This is a genomic window from Alicycliphilus denitrificans (assembly GCF_044792555.1).
GTDB lineage: Bacteria > Pseudomonadota > Gammaproteobacteria > Burkholderiales > Burkholderiaceae_C > Alicycliphilus > Alicycliphilus denitrificans_A.
On the sequence record NZ_CP126238.1, the window covers coordinates 2,026,881 to 2,045,984 of the forward strand.

19 protein-coding genes and 1 pseudogene are annotated in these 19,104 nt (G+C 57.2%); 16 read left to right on the forward strand and 4 right to left on the reverse strand.

Annotation, left to right across the window (positions count from 1 at the left end):
- Positions 1–35 precede the first annotated feature (35 nt).
- The 12 genes from P7644_RS09605 to P7644_RS09660 all read left to right on the forward strand — a co-directional run bounded on the left by P7644_RS09605 (position 36) and on the right by P7644_RS09660 (position 13,120).
- The gene (locus P7644_RS09605) at positions 36–1,358 is read left to right on the forward strand and encodes a lipopolysaccharide biosynthesis protein (protein ID WP_404303055.1); all 1,323 of its coding nucleotides are present in this window, start codon (positions 36–38) and stop codon (positions 1,356–1,358) included.
- 4 nt (positions 1,359–1,362) lie between these two features.
- Positions 1,363–1,986 (forward strand): class I SAM-dependent methyltransferase, encoded by a 624-nt coding sequence (locus P7644_RS09610; protein WP_404303057.1) that lies wholly within the window; start codon positions 1,363–1,365, stop codon positions 1,984–1,986.
- 175 nt (positions 1,987–2,161) lie between these two features.
- Positions 2,162–2,902, forward strand: a complete 741-nt coding sequence (locus tag P7644_RS09615; protein WP_404303058.1) for a glycosyltransferase domain-containing protein — start codon at positions 2,162–2,164, stop codon at positions 2,900–2,902.
- 122 nt (positions 2,903–3,024) lie between these two features.
- A complete protein-coding gene (locus P7644_RS09620) occupies positions 3,025–3,960 on the forward strand; it encodes an EpsG family protein (protein WP_404303059.1) in 936 nt (311 codons plus the stop codon).
- Positions 3,957–4,877: a glycosyltransferase family 2 protein gene (locus P7644_RS09625; RefSeq protein WP_404303060.1), complete on the forward strand. Its 921-nt coding sequence runs from the start codon at positions 3,957–3,959 to the stop codon at positions 4,875–4,877. Before P7644_RS09620 ends, P7644_RS09625 begins: the two co-directional genes overlap by 4 nt.
- On the forward strand, positions 4,874–5,947 hold the full coding sequence (locus P7644_RS09630) for a glycosyltransferase family 4 protein (RefSeq protein ID WP_404303061.1): 1,074 nt from the start codon (positions 4,874–4,876) through the stop codon (positions 5,945–5,947). The genes P7644_RS09625 and P7644_RS09630 overlap by 4 nt, the downstream gene beginning before the upstream one ends.
- A gap of 8 nt (positions 5,948–5,955) precedes the next feature.
- The gene (gene asnB, locus P7644_RS09635; protein WP_404303062.1) at positions 5,956–7,911 is read left to right on the forward strand and encodes an asparagine synthase (glutamine-hydrolyzing); all 1,956 of its coding nucleotides are present in this window, start codon (positions 5,956–5,958) and stop codon (positions 7,909–7,911) included.
- Between the two features lie 109 nt (positions 7,912–8,020).
- Positions 8,021–9,175 (forward strand): ATP-binding protein, encoded by a 1,155-nt coding sequence (locus P7644_RS09640; protein ID WP_404303063.1) that lies wholly within the window; start codon positions 8,021–8,023, stop codon positions 9,173–9,175.
- Positions 9,172–10,293, forward strand: coding sequence for a glycosyltransferase family 4 protein (locus P7644_RS09645; RefSeq protein ID WP_404303064.1), 1,122 nt, complete (start codon positions 9,172–9,174; stop codon positions 10,291–10,293). The genes P7644_RS09640 and P7644_RS09645 overlap by 4 nt, the downstream gene beginning before the upstream one ends.
- 271 nt (positions 10,294–10,564) lie before the next feature.
- Entirely contained in the window at positions 10,565–11,293 is a 729-nt protein-coding gene (locus P7644_RS09650) for a LuxR C-terminal-related transcriptional regulator (RefSeq protein WP_404303066.1), read from the forward strand.
- A gap of 63 nt (positions 11,294–11,356) precedes the next feature.
- Entirely contained in the window at positions 11,357–12,184 is an 828-nt protein-coding gene (locus P7644_RS09655) for a sensor histidine kinase (RefSeq protein ID WP_404303067.1), read from the forward strand.
- A gap of 6 nt (positions 12,185–12,190) precedes the next feature.
- A complete protein-coding gene (locus tag P7644_RS09660; protein ID WP_404303068.1) occupies positions 12,191–13,120 on the forward strand; it encodes an RluA family pseudouridine synthase in 930 nt (309 codons plus the stop codon).
- Positions 13,121–13,165: 45 nt separating this feature from the next.
- On the opposite strand, the pseudogene P7644_RS09665 reads toward P7644_RS09660, so the two are convergent.
- A pseudogene (locus P7644_RS09665) lies at positions 13,166–13,729 on the reverse strand (IS3 family transposase); the annotation flags it as partial.
- A gap of 81 nt (positions 13,730–13,810) precedes the next feature.
- Here P7644_RS09665 and tnpA point away from each other — a divergent pair.
- The 3 genes from tnpA to tnpC all read left to right on the forward strand — a co-directional run bounded on the left by tnpA (position 13,811) and on the right by tnpC (position 16,176).
- On the forward strand, positions 13,811–14,239 hold the full coding sequence (tnpA, locus tag P7644_RS09670; protein ID WP_404299151.1) for an IS66-like element accessory protein TnpA: 429 nt from the start codon (positions 13,811–13,813) through the stop codon (positions 14,237–14,239).
- Between the two features lie 7 nt (positions 14,240–14,246).
- On the forward strand, positions 14,247–14,579 hold the full coding sequence (tnpB, locus tag P7644_RS09675) for an IS66 family insertion sequence element accessory protein TnpB (protein ID WP_404299152.1): 333 nt from the start codon (positions 14,247–14,249) through the stop codon (positions 14,577–14,579).
- Between the two features lie 82 nt (positions 14,580–14,661).
- Positions 14,662–16,176: an IS66 family transposase gene (tnpC, locus tag P7644_RS09680; RefSeq protein WP_404299153.1), complete on the forward strand. Its 1,515-nt coding sequence runs from the start codon at positions 14,662–14,664 to the stop codon at positions 16,174–16,176.
- Positions 16,177–16,202: 26 nt separating this feature from the next.
- Here the strand turns inward: tnpC and P7644_RS09685 are convergent, their stop codons facing one another.
- From P7644_RS09685 to dusA, 3 genes are all read right to left on the reverse strand, one after another.
- Positions 16,203–16,484 carry a hypothetical protein gene (locus P7644_RS09685; RefSeq protein WP_404303069.1) on the reverse strand — a complete coding sequence of 94 codons (282 nt, stop codon included), beginning with the start codon at positions 16,482–16,484 and terminating at the stop codon, positions 16,203–16,205.
- A gap of 17 nt (positions 16,485–16,501) precedes the next feature.
- Positions 16,502–16,768 (reverse strand): transposase, encoded by a 267-nt coding sequence (locus P7644_RS09690; protein ID WP_404303071.1) that lies wholly within the window; start codon positions 16,766–16,768, stop codon positions 16,502–16,504.
- 66 nt (positions 16,769–16,834) lie between these two features.
- Entirely contained in the window at positions 16,835–17,821 is a 987-nt protein-coding gene (gene dusA / locus P7644_RS09695; RefSeq protein ID WP_404303072.1) for a tRNA dihydrouridine(20/20a) synthase DusA, read from the reverse strand.
- Between the two features lie 172 nt (positions 17,822–17,993).
- Here dusA and P7644_RS09700 point away from each other — a divergent pair, with 172 nt between their 5' ends.
- Positions 17,994–19,073, forward strand: coding sequence for a tyrosine-type recombinase/integrase (locus tag P7644_RS09700; protein WP_404303074.1), 1,080 nt, complete (start codon positions 17,994–17,996; stop codon positions 19,071–19,073).
- Positions 19,074–19,104: the final 31 nt, after the last annotated feature.

Here is a 19,104-nt window from a genome sequence, read left to right on the forward strand (position 1 = left end):
ATTTTTTATTTATACCTATACAGGTCATTTTTTAAATGCGTGCGTATTTTTTAAAACTGCATCAAAAAATCATCTGCTTTAGCAAGCGCCCGTTTGTGCTGAATGTGCTTACATTGGTCACTGGTACGGCTGCTTCGCAGGCCATTACAATGGCCTTTATGCCACTAATAACACGCATTTACGGCCCTGAGGAGTATGGAATCCAAGGTGTTTTTATAACTGTTGCGGGAGTAATGGCGACCATAGCCGCCCTGACTTATCCCGCTGCCATTATTCTCCCGAAAACGGATGGAGATGCAATGGGGATTGTCCATCTATCGATATGCGTTAGCATAGCCATGTCATTGTTCGCTGCTGTATTATTATTTATATGCGGCGATGAAATTCTTTCATTTTTGCGCGCAAAAGAAATTTTGGCATTTATGTATCTAATCCCCGTCGCTATGGTCGTTTCTGTTTTTGGAAATGTGACGGGACAATGGTTGATTCGTAAAAAAGCTTTTTTATTGACCGCCAAGGTTACGGCATTGCAATCGCTAACGATTAATTTTTTCAAGGTCGGACTTGGTGTGGTGAATTCTACTGCGACCACACTTATCGTCATAAATGTTTTCGGTGGAGTTTTGAGTGCAGGGATGATGGCTTTTGGTTATCGAAAAATACATGTTTTGGAGAAGAGGCCGATCGAAAAACCTAAAAGACAATTAAATATTTCTTCTATCGCCAAAAAATATTACGACTTTCCATTGCTCCGAGCGCCGCAGGTTTTTATTAATGCAATATCACACAACCTCCCGGTTTTGATGTTTTCGATGTATTTTGGCCCTGCATCGGTTGGGTTTTATTTGATTGCTTTTTCTGTTCTGGGTGCGCCATCTATTATTATTAGCGGCTCTGTAATGCAGGTTTTTTATCCGCGTATCAATGAAGCAATACAGCGCGGAGAAGATGTAAGAAAACTAATTATCAAGGCGACACTGGGCTTGACTTTGGCTGGGGCTCCTGCATTTTTGATTGTAATTTTTGCGGGTCCAGTAATATTTGAATTTATCTTGGGCTCCGAGTGGCGAATGGCGGGGGCTTACGCTCAATGGCTGTCGGTGTGGATATTCTTTCAATATATTAACAAGCCGGCGGTTGCTGCAATTCCTGCCCTGCGAATCCAGCGCGGCTTACTTGTTTATGAGATATTTAGCGCCTTCGCTAAAGTTCTCGCTATTTTTATTGGTTATGTAATCTACAACAGTGATATTGTTGCGGTTGCTATTTTTTCTGTGTTTGGTGCAGTCATGTATGCGGTTTTAATTCTCTGGGTCGTCGCCTTGAGTTCCGATGTGAATACCGCGAGAAAAATTTAATTTTATGAATTTCGAAAAACAAGTTGGCGAATCACACTATAGCTTCAATAAATACATGGACAAGAAGCGTTGGATTAGTGTTTGGCATCAAATCCATGAAGTTCAAAAGCTAAATCCTAATAATGTACTTGAAATCGGACCTGGGCCGGGGGTATTTAAGAAAGTTGCGGCAACTTTTAATATAAATGTCGAAACCTTAGATCTTGATTCAGAGTTGAATCCTGATTATTTGGCTTCAGCAGTGGACATGCCTTTTGGGGATGCAAGCTACGATGTGGTATGCGCATTCCAGATGCTGGAGCATGTGCCGTATGAAATTTCCCTGCAGATATTTAGTGAAATGTCACGAGTTTGTCGAGATTATGTGGTTATCAGTTTGCCTAATGCGGAAACCCTGTGGAGGTATCATTTTCACATTCCAAAATATGGCGCTCATGATTTTTTTATAGCAAAACCGCAATTTAAATTGCCAATACACCATTTTGATGGCGAGCACTATTGGGAAATAAATAAGCAAAAATATCCAATTGCTCGAATAATTTCTGATTTTTCAAAAATAATGAAAATCGTCAAAACGTACAGAGTGCCAGAGAATCCTTATCATCAGTTTTTTATTTTTGAAAAATAAATTATTTGTAAACGATTAAGGATATTGAATTCGTCTTAAATGTATTTGTTGCGCATGATGTATGTGTGCAGCCTGGAGATAAATTTCACTCTTAAAAATTTATTGGTTTTGGTTTGTGCTGCGAGGTGACGTGGCGGTATAAAAGATAATGACTAATTGAGTTTAATATTTTGGCATGAAAAAAATTGCTGTTTATACCTGCGTTACTGGCAGTTATGATGATTTGCCTATTTTGCGACATGTTCTTCCATCTGCGGATTATTTTTGCTTTAATGACGGAAGTGTGAATATTCCTAGTGGATGGACTGATGTTCGTATTGAAAACAATAGCCCTGGAAATAAAACTGCTAGATATTATAAAATTGTGCCTCACCTTAATCCGTTGCTCGAAAAATATGAGATGTCTGTTTGGGTTGACGGCAATATTGAAATTGTAGGTGATATCAGCATTCTAATGGAAAAGGTGTATTCATCAGAAGGTGATGTTTTTATTTACAATCATCCTCTAAGAAATTGTGTTTACGATGAGGTTGATGCTTGTTTTCTGGATGTGAAGATTTCATTAAAAAAATTAATAACTAGCAGGCATTTGCTTAGGAGGTCTGGAATAAAAAAAAATGGGGGCCTTTTCGAGACAGGGGTAATGATAAGAAAGCATAATAATAGAATGAAAAAATTAATGGATTGCTGGTGGGCTAAATTTGTTGAAGATTCTTCAGGGAGAGATCAGATATCCCTCGTTAGGGCTATTGAAGAATCTAAGGTAAAAGTTGTCTCTCTAGGCTCGCCGGATCATCGGCTAAAAAATGAATTTTTCAAACACAATGGCAATCATAAAAAAAGCGGAATAAAAGAGAAAGTTATTTGGAAATGCATGCGTTTATTAAATATATTTCTCATAAAACTAAGTTGGTGATTTTCTGGTTGTTGTGGTATTTTAAATTTAATCATTTTTCAAGCATAAAAAATAAAAATCTAGGAAATGAGTTTTGTAAATAAATTAACTAATAATGAGGCAAAAGTTTTCATATGCCGCGCGTGACTAAAACTGCAACAAAAAAAATTGCGTTTAGTTTTTTTGTTTTTATACTTTCCTATCTTGCTGCAATCCAATTTTTTGGAGAGAGCCCGGACGCGCAAGCATATTACTTCTTCTTCGATGACGTAGATTTTAATTATTCTGGTAGATTTGAGCCGCTGTTTGTTTGGCTATCCGTATTAATTAAGCGGATAGTTAATGATTTTTCTTTTTTTGTATTTTTGATAGTTTTCATCGGGTTGTTTTTTAAATTTTTTGTGCTAAGCAAATTTAGCAATTTCCCATTTTTTGTATTTTTGTATTTGTTGTTACTTTTCCCCGTGCACGAGCTCACGCAGTATAGAGCATCTCTCGCTTTGGGATTTTTGTATCTGGCTTTATATTTTTTGTGTGTGGAGAAAAATAAAATATTGGTTTTTTTGCTGTTTTTTTCTGCGATATTTTTGCATTATTCTGTAGTTGCCTTCTTGCCTTTTGTATTGTTGTGGAGATATTTTTCTGGCAATGGTACGCTAAAGTATTGGCAAATGTTTTTTGGCCTACTTTTTCTTTTTGCTGGAAAATTGTTGATTGTGAATTATGTGTCCGAGTTAAACTCTACGCTTTTGAGTGTGAAGAATGAAGAGCCAAATATTTTTTCGAGTAGAAATATTATTTTGTTTTTTATTTTAATGATTGGGGTTTTTAATTTCAGAAATATACCAAAAAATGCAAAGCCTTTCTTTTATATTTCATGTTATGGCTTTGTGCTTTGGTGGTTGTTTTTTGACATTCCTGTTTTTGCGCATCGTTTGTTTGAAATGACGTTTTTTTCATATTTTATCTGGCTGTCTTTTTTGAGTGGATTTGGTTTAAGGGTGTGTCAGTTTTTGTTTTCTATTTTGTCTATTTATTTGGCATATAAAATGATTTACATCGATAATTTTTTCGCATGAAAAAAATAGACATTGTTGTTGTTAATTGGAATTCTGGGTCGCAACTTAAATTGTGTCTCGATTCTCTATCTAGCACGGTTATTGAAAAAAAAATCGTGATAGACAACTTCTCCAGCGACGATTCTGCGAAATTAATTGCGGATTTTCATAGTGTTACGCTAATTTTATCCTGTACAAACTTGGGGTTTGGCAAGGCTTGCAATCTGGGCGCCGAGCATGCACAGGGCGAGTTTTTGCTATTTCTCAACCCCGACGCTGCGGTTTACCCCGGCACGCTGGAAAAATCGTTGGCCTTCATGCAAGACCCACGCAATGCCGACGTGGGTATTTGCGGCGTGCGACTCAAAGATGAAACAGGCCATGTGGCGCGTAGCTGTGCTCGCTTTCCCTCGCCCTGGGGTTTTGTGGCTCATGCGTTGGGATTGGATCGGTTGTTTCCTCGCCTGGGCCACTCCATGGCGGAATGGCCGCATGACAGCACGCGGGATGTGGATCAGGTGATTGGCGCCTTCTTTCTGGTGCGACGCTCGGTGTTTGATGCGCTGGGTGGTTTTGACGAGCGTTTTTTTGTGTATTTTGAAGAGGTGGATTTTTCCAGGCGCGCCCGCCAGGCCGGTTGGCGTAGTGTGTATCTGGCGGATGTGCAGGCCTTCCACGCGGGTGGCGGCACATCCAACCAGGTGAAGGCGCGCCGCTTGTTCTATTCGCTGCGCAGCCGTTTGCTGTATGCGCACAAGCACTTCGGCGCGGCGGGTTTTGCGCTGACTTGTACGGCTACCTTGTTGCTGGAACCGTTGTCGCGCACGGCCTTGGCGTTGGGGCGGCGGTCTTGGACTACTTGTAAGGAGACCTGGTTTGCCTACGCCATGCTGTGGCGCTGGCTGCCGCAATGGGTGTTCAAGGGGGCGACGCGGTGAGCCGCCCCTTGCAGGTGCTGGCGCTTACGCGTTATGGGGCACTGGGGGCATCCAGCCGTTTGCGGTTTTTGGACTATGTGCCAGCCCTGCAAGTCCACAACATTCATGTGCACCCCCAGGTGTTGTTTGACAATGCGGCGCTGACCACCCGCTATGCCCGTGGGGGCTACGGCCTGGCACTGGCTGCGCGGTGTTTTGCCGGGCGCGTGGCGGCGCTGCGCCAGCGCGGGCGGTTTGATGTGCTGTGGATAGAAAAAGAGGCCTTGCCCATGTGGCCGCTGTGGTTGGAGCGGGGTTTGCTGCGCGGTGTACCTTTTGTGCTGGATTACGACGACGCGGTTTTTCATAACTACGACCGGCACCGTTTGGCGGCTGTGCGCTGGCTGTATGGCCGGCGGCTGGATGGCCTGATGGCGCGCAGCCATTTGGTGATGGCCGGCAACCCCTATTTGGCTGAGCGTGCTCAGGCGGCAGGGGCGCAGCGGGTGGAGCCGCTGCCCACGGTGATTGACTTGCAGCGCTACCCCAGGCCGAGTGGGCGCAAGCCTACTGAAAATGTCCCGCGCATTGTGTGGATAGGCTCGCCCAGCACCGCACAGTATTTGCAGTTGCTGCACCAGCCCTTGCAAGATCTGGCGGCTCAGCAGCCGTTTGTGTTGCGAGTGATTGGTGCTCTGGTGGATTTGCCCGGGGTGCCGCTGGAACTGGTGGATTGGGCTGAAGACACTGAGGTTGCCGATGTGGCTGCTTGCGATATAGGTGTGATGCCACTGCTTGACTCACCCTGGGAGCGGGGCAAGTGTGGCTACAAGCTCATCCAGTACATGGCCTGCGGTTTGCCCGTGGTGGCTAGCCCGGTGGGGGTTAATGGCCACATCGTGCAACAGGGCCGCAACGGTTTTCTTGCCGACACCGCGCAGGCGTGGGTGACTGCGCTGGCAAAGTTGCTGGCAGATGCTGCTTTGCGCCAGCAGATGGGGCAGGCCGGGCGCTTGCGGGTGGAGCAGGAATATTGTTTGCAGGTGACCGCCCCCCGGCTGGCGGGCTTGCTGCGTGGCGCGGTGCAATAGGGGCGGGTATGTGCGGTTTTGCGGGTTTTTTAGGGGGCCAGGCCTTTGAGCAGGCCGACGCCACGCTGCAGCGTATGGCCGACGCCATTACCCACCGTGGCCCCGATGCCTATGGCGGCTGGCACCACGCGGATGCAGGCATTGCGCTGGCGCACCGGCGTTTGTCGATTCTGGAGTTGTCCGCCGCAGGGGCGCAGCCCATGGCATCCAGCTGTGGGCGGTATGTGATTGCGTTTAACGGCGAGATTTACAACCACCTGGACTTGCGCACGGCGCTGGAGGGTGTGGGGGCTCGCAATACCTGGCGCGGGCATTCAGATACCGAGACTTTGCTTGCAGGCTTTAGCGCCTGGGGCATTCAGGCCACGGTAGAGCGTTGCATTGGCATGTTTGCCTTTGCCGTGTGGGACAAGGCCCAGCGAGTACTGACCCTGGCGCGCGACCGCCTGGGCGAAAAGCCCCTGTACTACGGCTGGCAGGGGCAGGGCCATCAGGCCAGCTTTTTGTTTGGCTCTGATCTGGCTGCGCTCAAGGCGCACCCCGCATTTGCCGCCGACATTGACCGCAACGCGCTGTGCCTGCTGATGCGGCACAACGCCATTGCGGCGCCGCATTCCATCTACCAGGGCATCCACAAGCTGCCGCCGGGGCACTTGCTGACCGTGTCGCTGGCGCGGCGCGACCCGGTGCTGGCGCCCTATTGGTCATTGCCCACTGTGGCAGAGCGTGGTGTGGCCCAGCCTTTTGCGGGCACCGACGTGCAGGCGGTGGATGCGCTGGAGGATTTGCTGAAAGACGTCGTGCGCCAGCAAATGGTGGCCGACGTGCCGCTGGGGGCCTTTTTGTCGGGCGGCATTGACTCCAGCACCGTGGTGGCGCTGATGCAGGCGCAGTCCAGCCGGCCGGTCAAGACCTTCACCATTGGCTTTGACGAAGAGGGCTACAACGAGGCCGTGCATGCCAAGGCCGTGGCGCGGCATCTGGGCACAGACCATACCGAGCTGTACGTGACGCCCCAGCAGGCGCTGGACGTGATTCCCAAGCTGCCGGGGCTTTACAGCGAGCCGTTTTCTGATTCGTCGCAGATCCCTACCTTTCTGGTCAGCCAGCTGGCGCGCCAGCAGGTGACGGTGTCGCTGTCGGGCGATGCCGGAGATGAACTGTTTGCGGGCTACAACCGCTATATCCAGGGGCACAACCGCTGGGGTACTGTTAATCGCATTCCGCGACCACTGCGCAGGCATGCTGCTTCAGTTTTTACTTCGGTGTCTCCAAATGGATGGAATGCGCTGTTAGGCCCTATCCAGCCCATGCTTCCGCACCGCTTGCGCATGGCTAACATGGGTGAAAAGCTGCACAAGGTTGCAGGTGTACTCGCCTCGCGCAGCGTGGAGGAGTTGTATCTTGGTTTGGTGACGCATTGGGAGCCGAATGACCTTGTGTTGGGCTCGCAAGAGCCCCTGACGCATCTGCGCGGCAAGCCGCTGCCCCTGACAGGGCTGAACGACGTGCAGCGCATGATGGCGCTGGACGCTATTACTTATTTGCCCGACGACATTCTGGTCAAGGTGGACCGTGCGGCCATGGGCGTGTCGCTGGAAACGCGCGTGCCCTTTTTGGATCACCGCGTGGTGGAGTTTGCCTGGGCGCTGCCGCAACACATGAAGCTGCGCGACGGCGTGGGCAAATGGGTGCTGCGTCAGGTGCTGTACCGCTATGTGCCCAAGGCCTTGATAGAGCGGCCCAAGATGGGCTTTGGCGTGCCGATTGATAGCTGGCTGCGCGGCCCGCTGCGCGACTGGGCGGAGGATTTGCTGGATGAATCCAAGCTGCGCCAGCAAGGCTTCTTTAACCCCGCACCCATCCGCCAAAAGTGGGCCCAGCACCTGAGCGGCCAGCGCAATTGGCAATACCACCTGTGGGATGTGCTGATGTTCCAGGCGTGGCTGGATGCGCAGGGGTAGATGCAACGCCAATCGATCTGTCTCCTGGAGATGTTTGGTTGCTTTTAACAAATTGCTAGATTGAGCTATCAAATACAATAGGTTGATCTATCAAAATTACGGCCGTCGCATGTCCGTTACCTTTCAGCGCCCTTTTGTGGCCCAGCTTGCTCAACGTTTGGATGGCCCCAGCCCCTTGATGCAGGTGCTTGCAGGCCCGCGCCAGGTGGGCAAGACGACGGGCGTGCGGCAATTCATGGCGCAGTGCCGTTACCCGCAGCACTACGCCAGCGCCGACGATGTGCTGGTCAGCGACCGCAGCTGGTTGCTGGAGCAGTGGCAGCAAGCGCTGCTGCTGGGCGATGGCGCTTTGTTGGCGGTCGATGAAATCCAGAAGGTGCCCAACTGGCCTGAAACCATCAAAGCGCTGTGGGACGCTCAGCCGCACCGCCTGCGGGTGCTGCTGCTGGGGTCCAGCGCCCTGGAAATTCAGGCAGGTGTGACGGAGAGCCTGGCCGGGCGCTTTGAGCTACTGCGTGTGCATCACTGGACCTTTGCCGAGCTGCAGGCTGCCTTTGGCTACGACCTGCCGCGCTATCTGGCCTTTGGCGGCTACCCGGGCGCGGTGGCGTTGGAGCATGACCCAGACCGCTGGTATGCCTACATGAAGGACGCGATCGTGGAGGCGGTGATCGGCAAGGACATTCTGCAAGCCCGCAAGGTGGCCAACCCGGCGCTGTTTCGGCAGGCGTTTCAGATTTTGTGCGCCTACCCCGCGCAGGAGATCAGTTACACCAAGCTGTTGGGGCAGTTGCAGGACAAGGGCAACACGGATTTGGTCAAGCACTACATCGAGCTGTACGGCGGCGCGTTTTTGTTGCACGCGTTGCAAAAATACTCGCCCAAAGCCTGGCTGGCACGCAGCTCCAGCCCCAAGATGCTGCCGGCCTGCCCGGCGCTGTACAGCATGGCGGCAGGCATAAATGTGGCGCAAAACGCCGATCAACGCGGGCGGGCCTTTGAGCTGGCAGTGGGTGCCGAGCTGGTGCAGCAGCCGGGCCAGGTGTTTTATTGGCGCGAGCGCAATGACGAGGTGGATTTTGTCTACCAGTACCGCGATCGCCTGTACGCGGTGGAGGTGAAATCGGGCCGCAAAAAGTCTGCCAAGGGGCTGGAAGCCTTCTGTCTGCAGGCTCCACAAGCACTGCGAGTGATTGTGACGCCGGAGAATTTTGCGCAGTTCTCAAGCGATCCACGAGCGTTTTTTCAGCAGGTGGCGGTGTGAAGCGCTTTCTCATGATCGCGGGCTACGCCCCTTCTTTGCAAGGTTTTCGCGGCCCCTTGATTGCCGCGCTGCAGGCGCGGGGCTTACAGGTGCATGTGGCCGCGCCCGATCTGCCCGCGGGCACCAGCCTGCGCCAGGCGCTGGAGGCCCAGGGCCTGGTGGTGCACCACATTCCCTTGCAGCGCGCCGGGCAGAACCCTCTGGCCGACCTGCGCAGTCTGTGGGCGCTGTGGCGGCTGATGCGCCGTGTGCGCCCGGCGTATGTGCTGGGCTACACCATCAAGCCGGTGATTTACGGCACGCTGGCGGCTTGGCTGGCGCGGGTGCCGCGCCGCTTTGCCTTGATTACGGGGTTGGGCTATGCCTTTACCGCGCAGCGCGCGCGCAGCCGACTGGGGCGGCTGGTGCAGCGGCTGTATGTGCTGGCGCTGGCGCGGGCGCATGGGGTGTTTTTTCAGAATCCGGACGATGCGGCACTGTTCGGCAGGCTGGGGCTGTTGGCCCCTGATGCTGCGGTGTGCGTGGTCAATGGTTCGGGCGTGGATGTGGCGGCATTTGCGCCAGCGCCGCTGCCCGCAGGCGGGCCGCATTTTTTGCTGATTGCGCGCCTGCTGGGTGACAAGGGCGTGCGCGAATATGCCCAGGCCGCCGCCCAGGTGCGTGCGCAGCACCCGGCGGCGCGCTTTGCGCTGGTGGGCTGGATTGACGACAACCCCGACGCCATTGCCCAGCACGAACTGGACGCCTGGATGGCCAGCGGCACGATCGAGTACGCGGGCCGCCTGCAGGACGTGCGCCCGGCCGTTGCGGCCTGCAGCGTGTACGTGCTACCCAGTTACCGCGAGGGCACGCCCCGCACCAACCTGGAGGCCATGGCCATGGGCCGCGCCATCATCACCACCGACGCCCCCGGTTGCCGCGAGACGGTGGTGGACGGCGATAACGGCTTTCTGGTGCCGGTCAAGTCGGCCGATGCGTTGGCCCAGGCGATGCTGCGCTTTGCGCAATCCCCCGCCCTGGCAAGCCGCATGGGCCTGCGTTCACGCCAGTTGGCAGAAGAAAAATACGACGTGCACAAGGTCAACGCGGTGATGCTGCAGGCGATGGGGTTGGGTTGAGAGGGCCGCTGAATTTGAACCTACAATGGTTTCAAGGCGTTAACTTGGTAACTTACAAAGGTTTTCGGCAGTAAATTCGAGCGTTTCGGTGTAACTTGGCCTCTGTGCCACAAAAATCTCCACGATTTTTTTGCGTCCGAAATACCCAATGGTGTGTGCCCGTGAGAACCAGCGCCTGGAGGACATCATGTTGAACTCAAATGAAGCCAACGCCACGCAGCCTTTGCCAGCGGCTGAAGAGTCTTCTCACCCCAGCTCAGGGCAATTTGCCATGCACCAGAGTCCGCCATCCATGTGGCCGGACTTCATGGCCGGCCAGGTAGAAAAACCGGTGCGCGTGCTCCTCGTCGATGACGACCCGCATATGCGCCGCGTGATTGCCCAGGAGCTGATGGCCGATGAGCGCACTCTGCTGGTGGCGCAGGCGGCCAGCTTGCGCGAAGGCCGCAAGGCGATCAAACACCACGAATTCGACGTGCTGCTGGTTGATCTGAACCTCGGTGACGGCGAGGGCTTTGAACTCCTTGACTACCTGAAATCCGTCAGGCCAGCAGCCGAGGCCATCGTCATTTCCATCATGGAAAACGACGACCAGGTGCTGCATGCCTTCGAGCTTGGCGCTGCGGGCTACCTTGTCAAGAACTCCTGGTTTGGCAACTACCCGCAGGCCGTGCTGCAGGTGGCCAACGGTGGGGCCTCCATCACCCCCAATCTGGCGCGGCGGCTGCTTCAGCGCTTTGACCATGGCGCGTCGGCCTCGGCTGCGACGCCGGCCCCTGCAGCGCAACAATCTGCGGGGCACGAGGCAGAACGCCTGTCGCAACGCGAAAAAGAAGTGCTGCGCATGGTGGCCAGCGGCTATACCAGTGTCGAGATCGGCAACCAGCTGCAGATCAGCAGCCTCACGGTGAACACCCATATCAAGAACATCTACCGCAAGCTTCAGGTGCGCACGCGCGCCCAGGCAGTGCGCTTTGCATCGCTGCGCGGCCTGTTTTGACCTGCGCTTGAGGGGCCGGCAGGGCGCGGGTGCTCTGCGGGCACGCAGATAGAAAAGGAAATCATGTTTCGCACCCGCCCGCCGGTATATGCACTGGCCTGTACCGTGCTCTGGCTCATACAACTGGCTGTGAATTTGTGGCTGGTCTTTGCTGACCAGCTGGCGCATGCCAGTGCTCATCGTTGGTTGCTTTTCAACTTGGCGACGACCGTCGTGCTGGGTATTTTGATATTGCTGCAAGTACCACGGGCGCTGCAATGGCGGCCCCGGCGCAGCATTCGTCCAAGCTACGAGCTCAAGCTGGAGCGCCAGCGCATTGCGCGCGACTTGCATGATCAGGTCGGCTCGCAGCTCGTGCATGCCATGGCGCTGCTGGATCAGCGCAACGAGGCCATGCAGCCCCTGGCCAAGGCGCTCGGGAATTGTTTGTTGGACTTGCGCCTGCTCGTCGATTCCATGGACGGTGACGACGATGCATTGACTGACCGCCTGGCCCGCTTGCGCCACCGCATACAGCCGTCCCTGGATCAGCGTGGCATTGCGCTGGATTGGGACGTGATGCTGATCGACGGTGCCTCCATGCCCGTGGGCGCCCCCGCTCGCGAGTTGACCGCCATCGTGCAGGAGGCCATGAGCAATGTGCTCCAGCATTCGGGCGCCACGGCGGTGGCGATCAGGCTGCGGCATGTCCAGACCGACGATGGTGGCGCATGGCAGCTGCAGATCAGTGATAACGGCATAGGCCTGCCCGCTACGCCCATGGGTCATGAGGCCGGTCACGGGATTGCAGGTATGCGCCTGAGGGCGATCAAGGCAGGTGGGCGTCTGGAACTGCTGCGTGGTGAGGGACAGGGGCTGTGCGTGCAAATCACCGTGCCGGCGCGTTCCTGATTTCCCATGCACAACAGCCACGATCCGCGCGTGCTGCCCATGCGCGATGGCGTCGCCCCCAGTTGCGTGGTGCTGCCATCGGTGGGGCAGGGGCTGCTGCTGGACTTTCTGGTGCGGCGCCTGCAGGCCGTTGCGCGTGAGGACTGGCTGCGCCGCCTCGCGGCCGGCGAGGTGGTGGATGAGTTCGGTGTCGCCGCCACTGCGCGCAGCCCTTTCACACCCGGGGTGCGCTATTACTATTATCGAGAACTGGAGATCGAGACGCCGATCCCGTTCGAGGAGGCCGTGCTCTACAAGGACGAGCATATCCTCGTGGCCGACAAGCCTCACTTCCTTCCCGTGGTGCCCGCGGGTCGCTATCTGCAGCAGACCCTGCTGGTGCGCCTCAGGCGCAGCCTGGGCCTTGCAGAGCTCTCGCCCGTGCATCGCATAGACCGTGATACAGCCGGCCTGGTGCTGTTCTCCGTGCAGCGTGCCACGCGTGGGATCTATCAAGCGCTTTTCCGTGAGCGCAAGGTGCGCAAGATCTACGAGGCGGTAGCCCCCTGGCGGGCCGATCTGCTGTTTCCGCGTACCCATGAAAGCCGCCTGGAGGAAAGCGGGCATTTCTTCCGCATGCATGAGGTGCCGGGTGTGCCCAACGCGATCACTGCCATGGATGTCGTTGAGCAGGCTGGTGGCTGGGCGCGCTATCGGCTGGAGCCGATCACTGGCAAGCGCCACCAGCTGCGCGTGCATATGGCGGCGCTGGGTCTGCCGCTGTGCGGCGATGCTTTCTATCCCGAAGTGAACGACCCGCCAGAGGGTGACTATTCCAACCCTCTGCAACTGCTGGCGCGCAGCTTGTCATTTACCGATCCGGTGACGGGGCAAGAGCGGCGTTTTGACAGCCGATTGCGGCTACGTTCCCTGGAGAATTTTACCTTCCAGGGGTGATCTTCAGGCTGCCTTGCTTGAAGTCCCCTCGAATTCCTGAGCCAGTCAGAAGTAGAGGTTGGGGAACAGTTTGACACGGTACTCGACCGGGGGGATTCGGCCTAGGGATTCATGTGGTCGGTAGTGGTTGTAACGGCGCAGCCAGTCGGCCGTCATGTCGCGCACTTCCTGCAGTGACTCGAACACGTAGCAGTCCAGCACCTCGGTGCGGTAGGTCTTGTTGAATCGTTCCACATAGGCGTTCTGCGTGGGCTTTCCAGGCTGGATGTGGTTGAGGGCAATGCCCTTGGACTGCGCCCATTTCGCCAGCGCATCGGCGATGAACTCGGGCCCGTTGTCCAGGCGAATCGACAGCGGCGCACCTCGGACTTCCACCAACTCGTTCAAGGCGCGGATGACCCGCGCAGCGGGCAGGCTCGTATCGACCTCGATGCGCAGCCCTTCGCGGTTGAACTCGTCGATGACATTGAAGGTTCTGAAGCGCCGGCCAGACCACAAGGCATCGGACATGAAGTCGCAGCTCCAGCCCTGATTGGGCTGGCCCGCAGCCACTAAAGGCTGTTTGATGCGCGACGGCAGTCGTTTCTTGCCCCGCCGGGGCAGGTTCAGCGTATGCGGCTGGCGAACCCATCTTGAATGAGGTGGTAAGGCTGAGCAAGATCGTGTGCACGCAACATTGGCGTGGACACGATGCTCAAAGACCCTCAGACCCCGCGCTATGCGCAGCGGCGTACGCACCGCACCTACACCCCGCAATTCAAGGCCGAGCTGGTGGCTGCCTGCCGACAGCCAGGCGCATCGGTCGCGGCGGTGGCCCTGCAACATGGCATGAACGCCAACGTGCTACACCGCTGGCTCAAGGAATGGGCGCAGGGACTTCACCGTCTTGAAGTTGGCGTCAGCACTGCGGTCGTTGCTTCCCAACCCCCGGCCTTTATCCCCATCGACCTGAGCGCAGTACCGCAGGCGTCTGCTGGTGAGCTACCATCCGCGTCCTTGCCAACGCCAGCGGATGGCATCCGCATCGAATGCCAGCGCCCCGGCATGTCCGTGACCGTGCACTGGCCCTTATCCGCTGCGACCGAGTGCGCCCAGATGCTGCGCGAATTACTGCGGTGATTCGCACATGATCAGGATCGACGCGGCCTGGCTGGCCACCACCCCGCTGGACATGCGCGCGGGCACCGACACCGCCCTGGCGCGGGTGATCGCCACCTTCGGCGCGGCCCAGCCACATCATGCGTACGTCTTCGCCAACCAGCGCGCCAACCGCCTGAAAGTCCTGGTACATGACGGCGTGGGACTGTGGCTGGCCGCGCGCCGGCTGCACCAGGGCAAGTTTGTCTGGGCACCTGCGGGCAGTCCGAACGTGGCGTTGGAACACGCCCAGCTCAACGCCCTGGTGCTGGGCCTGCCCTGGCAGCGTGTGGGCTCGCAAGGTGCCATCACCGTGGTCTGAATCGTCGGCGTAAGGGCGTGGCCGTGGCAATCGGGAGATGCGTCAATGGCTGGACCCAGGGTGAGCGGGCACACTGCCAGCCATGGTGATCGACGAGCAAGCCCTGAGCGAGCTGGACGCAGAGCAACTGCGCGAAGTGACCCAGCGCCTGCTGGCCGAACTGCGTCACCAGCGCGCGCTCAACGAGAAGCTCACCTATGAGTGCGCGCTGCTCAAGCGGCTGAAGTTCGCCGCCCAATCCGAGCGGCACAGCGCCGATCAGAGGAGCCTGCTGGAAGACGAGATCGATGCCGACCTGGCGGCGGTCGCCGTCGAGATTGAGCAACTCCAGCCGCTTGCGGCTGCGCCCGAAGCCAAGCAACAGCCCAAACGCCAGAGCCTGCCTGCCCACCTGCCGCGCCGCGAGATCCGCCACGAGCCTGAGTCGACCACCTGCGCCTGCGGCTGCCAAATGAAGCGCATCGGCGAAGACGTGGCCGAGAAGCTGGACTACGTGCCGGGCGTGTTCACCGTGGAGCGCTACATCCGTGGCAAGTGGGCGTGCACCCAGTGCGAAACCATCACCCAGGCGCCGGTCGAGGCCCATGTGATCGATAAAGGCATCCCGACTGCCGGCCTGCTGGCCCAGGTGCTGGTGGCCAAGTACCAGGATCACCAGCCCTTGTACCGGCAGGAGAACATCTTTGGTCGCGCCGGTCTGGCGATTCCAAGATCCACCCTGGCGCAGTGGGTGGGCACCTGCGGTGCGCGGCTGCAACCGCTGGTCGATGCCCTGAAGGCCGAGGTGCTCGGCCACCGGGTGTTGCACGGTGATGAGACCCCGGTGGCCATGCTCAAGCCGGGCAACGGTAAAACGCACCGGGCCTACCTGTGGGCCTATGCCCCGGGAGCGTTTGAAGCCACGCGGGCCGTGGTCTATGACTTCTGCGAGTCCCGCGCCGGAGAACACGCCCGCGCCTTCCTGGGTGAGTGGCGCGGCAGCCTGATCTGTGACGACTATGCCGGCTACAAGGCCAGCTTTAGCCAGGGCGTGACCGAAGCCGGTTGCCTGGCACACGCCCGGCGCAAGTTCTTCGACCTGCACGCGGCGGGCAAGAGCGAGATCGCCGAATTGGCCCTGGCGCAGTTCGCCCGGGTCTATGAGATCGAACGGCAAGTTCAGCCCCTGGCGGCACCAGAGCGGCTGCAGGTGCGCCAGCAGCACAGTCGGCCCATTCTGGACGCGTTGCACCAGTGGATGGTGCTGCAACGCCAGCAGGTGGCGGGCAACTCGGCGACGGCCAAGGCGCTGGACTACAGCCTCAAGCGATGGGCTGCGCTCACGCGCTTCGTTGATGACCCGCAGCTGCCGCCGGACAACAATTGGATCGAAAACCAGATCAGGCCTGTGGCCCTGGGGCGCTCGAATTGGTTATTCGCAGGAAGCCTGCGCGCGGGCCAGCGGGCGGCCGCCGTGATGAGCCTGATCCAGTCAGCGCGCATGAACGGGCACGACCCATATGCCTATCTCAAGGATGTGCTGACCCGGCTGCCCACGCACAAGGCCAGCCGGATTGAAGAACTGCTGCCGCATCGCTGGCAACCCATCGACATCTGATCATCAGCCATGGCCGCCAGCGGCGGTCAACATGGGTTTGCCGCGCGCTTACGGTTCAGCTTCAGCTCGCAATACACGCGCCACAGCACCGTCTTGCCCCAGGGTTTGCCTTGGTGGCGGGCACTGTCGTACAGCAGCCCGAACCCGTGACGCGGATTGAGCGCCATGTAGGTCTGGATGAAGGTGATGACCCCGGAGTCGTCGCGTGGCACAGGCCGGTAGCGCAGCGTGGAGCGGGCAATACCGCTGGCGGCACAGGCCCGGCGCTGGCTCATGCCATGTTCGGTCATGAGGCTTTGAACGACCATCTCGCGACGCTCCGGGGTCAGAGCTTTCGGTCAACGACATCCTTGAGCACGTGGTGCATCAGCGCCAGGTCGGCGTACATGCGCTTGAGCTTGGCGTTCTCTTCCTGCAGCTCGCGCAACTGGGCCAGGTGTGAGACCGTCATGCCCGAGAACTGACTCTTCCACTTGTAGTAGGTCGGTTCGCTGATGCCGTGCTTCCTGCACGTCTCGCCGACCTTGGCGCCCATCTCGACCTCCTTGAGGAGGCCGACTATCTGGGTTTCACTGAATCTGGATTTCTTCATGTAGAGACTCCGGCTGGGGGAATTCTCTACTTCCGGGTGGTTCAGGTTTTCGAGGGGACTTCATGCTCAGTGGGCGAGACTGTCGGAAATAGGCGGCTTGCTGCGTGCGATTGTCATCACGTCTCGTGCCGGAAGGTGCTTGAGGCGATGGTCGCTCCAGGCCTGGCGCCAGCGGCGTGCACCGGGCAGGCCATGGCGCAGGCCCAGCATGTGGCGTGCTATGGCGTACCAATGCGTGCCGTGCGTGGCGGCCTCTTGCTCCATGTAGGCCACCATTTCCTCTTCGACCTGCTCGCGCGTGAGCTGGCTGGGCGCCGCTGCGAAGAACAGTTCGTCCCAGCGCGCGAGCCACCAAGGGTTGTGGTAAGCCTCGCGGCCCACCATCACGCCATCGACCAGCGCCAACTGCTCCTGCACGGCCGCGTCCGTCTGAAAGCCGCCGTTGATGCTGATGGTCAGCCGTGGAAAGTCCTTCTTGAGCCGCGCCGCCACCTCGTAGCGCAGGGGCGGGATTTCGCGGTTTTCCTTGGGCGACAGGCCCTTGAGCCAGGCATTGCGCGCATGCACTATGAATACGCGGCAGCCCGCATCGGCCACGGTACCGACGAAGTCGCGCACAAAGCCATAGTCCTGCGACTGGTCTATGCCGATGCGGTGCTTGACGGTGACCGGTATGTCCACCACATCCACCATGGCCTTCACACAATCGGCCACCAGCTGCGGCTCGTTCATCAGGCAGGCGCCGAAGGCGCCGCGTTGCACACGCTCGCTGGGACAGCCGCAGTTGAGATTGATCTCGTCATAGCCCCATTGCGCGCCCAGGCGAGCGCAGTGCGCCAGGTCGGCCGGCTCGCTGCCGCCCAACTGCAGCGCCACGGGGTGCTCGGCTTCGCCAAAGCGCAGGTGGCGCTGCACGTCGCCATGTATCAGTGCGCCGGTGGTCACCATCTCGGTGTAGAGCAACGCGCGGCGCGAGAGCAGGCGGTGCAGGTGGCGGCAATGCTTGTCGGTCCAATCCATCATCGGCGCCACACTTAACCGCCAGGGTGACATTTTTCCGCCAAGTTGTTGATTTTGTTCTGAATTCATTCTTCTACCTTCGGGTGCTGCCTGCGCATTTCAGGGCATTTAACGGGATAAAAACGCCCCAAGTGCAACGACTCGGTGCAACTTGACGCTACAGTTGCACCACATCACAAAAGCAAGTTGCACTGGAGATCACACCATGGCGTCAGTCACACCACGCGGCGACAAATTCCTCGCACAGGTTCGCATCAAGCAGGGCGGCGTCCTGATTTTCTCAGAGTCGAAGGTCTTTGACACCCGACCTCAGGCCGTGTCCTGGGGTGATCGCCTGGAGGCCAAGGTCAAGGCGGAGGGGCCGGCCAGGCACGCCTCCAGCAAGATGACTGTCGGAGATCTCGTCCGCAAGCACCTCGATGCGCAGCTGGTAGTGCGCCCTCTCCTGGGTCGCTCGACGATCCACAACCACCACAAGATCGCGGCTGAGTTTGACAAGGTCCTGGTGCGCGACCTCAAGCCCAAGCACCTGATTGACTACGCGATCCGACGGAAAACCGAGGACCAAGTTACACCCGCCACGATCAAGTCCGACCTGTCCCCCGTGTCGGCCGCGTTCAGCGTCGCCCGCCTCGCGTACCACGTGAACGCCGATCCTGCGGTCATTCAAGAGGCCATGCACTACCTTGAAAAGCAAGGCCTGGTTGGCAAATCGCGCGAGGTCGTCCGCTGGGTGGACGGGGAGGAAGAAGAAGCGCTGCTGGCCGAGTTTGCACGGCGCAATGCGCACCATCAGACAACGATCGACATGGCGCAGCTCTACAAATTTGCGCTGGCCTTCCCAAGGCGGCTGAGCGAGCTGGGGCGCCTGGAGTGGAAGGACATCGACCCCAAACGCCGAACAATCATCCTGCGCCAGGTGAAGCATCCCACCAAGAAGGAAGACAACGACCAGGTGGTGCCCCTTCTCACGCCGGCCTGGACCTTGCTGGAAGCAATCCCGAAGCTGGACGCCCGCATTTTTCCGTACAACATGGAATCCGCATCGTCCGCGTTCGAGCGCGCGCGTGATCGCATTGCGGAAACGGGGCTACCCAAAATCAAGGACCTGCGGTTCCACGACCTGCGCCACACCGGCATCTCGATGCTGTTCTGGTACGGCTTCAAGATCGAGGAAGTTGCACTGGTGTCAGGGCACACGAACTGGAACACCCTGCGCCGGTACACGCACATCCGGCCGGAAGATCTGCACCGTCGGTTCGAGGCGCTGAAGCCGGCGGTGTGAGCTCGGCTCGGCTGACGCTCGGCACATGAAG

Bases quoted from the DNA above. Each gene is read 5' to 3' on its own strand.
- P7644_RS09605 (WP_404303055.1), top strand. From the start codon at position 36: ATGCGTGCGTATTTTTTAAAACTGCATCAAAAAATCATCTGCTTTAGC.
- P7644_RS09610 (WP_404303057.1), top strand. From the start codon at position 1,363: ATGAATTTCGAAAAACAAGTTGGCGAATCACACTATAGCTTCAATAAA.
- P7644_RS09615 (WP_404303058.1), top strand. From the start codon at position 2,162: ATGAAAAAAATTGCTGTTTATACCTGCGTTACTGGCAGTTATGATGAT.
- P7644_RS09625 (WP_404303060.1), top strand. From the start codon at position 3,957: ATGAAAAAAATAGACATTGTTGTTGTTAATTGGAATTCTGGGTCGCAA.
- asnB (WP_404303062.1), top strand. From the start codon at position 5,956: ATGTGCGGTTTTGCGGGTTTTTTAGGGGGCCAGGCCTTTGAGCAGGCC.
- P7644_RS09640 (WP_404303063.1), top strand. From the start codon at position 8,021: ATGTCCGTTACCTTTCAGCGCCCTTTTGTGGCCCAGCTTGCTCAACGT.
- P7644_RS09650 (WP_404303066.1), top strand. From the start codon at position 10,565: ATGCACCAGAGTCCGCCATCCATGTGGCCGGACTTCATGGCCGGCCAG.
- P7644_RS09655 (WP_404303067.1), top strand. From the start codon at position 11,357: ATGTTTCGCACCCGCCCGCCGGTATATGCACTGGCCTGTACCGTGCTC.
- P7644_RS09660 (WP_404303068.1), top strand. From the start codon at position 12,191: ATGCACAACAGCCACGATCCGCGCGTGCTGCCCATGCGCGATGGCGTC.
- tnpA (WP_404299151.1), top strand. From the start codon at position 13,811: ATGCTCAAAGACCCTCAGACCCCGCGCTATGCGCAGCGGCGTACGCAC.
- tnpB (WP_404299152.1), top strand. From the start codon at position 14,247: ATGATCAGGATCGACGCGGCCTGGCTGGCCACCACCCCGCTGGACATG.
- tnpC (WP_404299153.1), top strand. From the start codon at position 14,662: ATGGTGATCGACGAGCAAGCCCTGAGCGAGCTGGACGCAGAGCAACTG.
- P7644_RS09685 (WP_404303069.1), bottom strand. From the start codon at position 16,484: ATGGTCGTTCAAAGCCTCATGACCGAACATGGCATGAGCCAGCGCCGG.
- P7644_RS09690 (WP_404303071.1), bottom strand. From the start codon at position 16,768: ATGAAGAAATCCAGATTCAGTGAAACCCAGATAGTCGGCCTCCTCAAG.
- dusA (WP_404303072.1), bottom strand. From the start codon at position 17,821: ATGTCACCCTGGCGGTTAAGTGTGGCGCCGATGATGGATTGGACCGAC.
- P7644_RS09700 (WP_404303074.1), top strand. From the start codon at position 17,994: ATGGCGTCAGTCACACCACGCGGCGACAAATTCCTCGCACAGGTTCGC.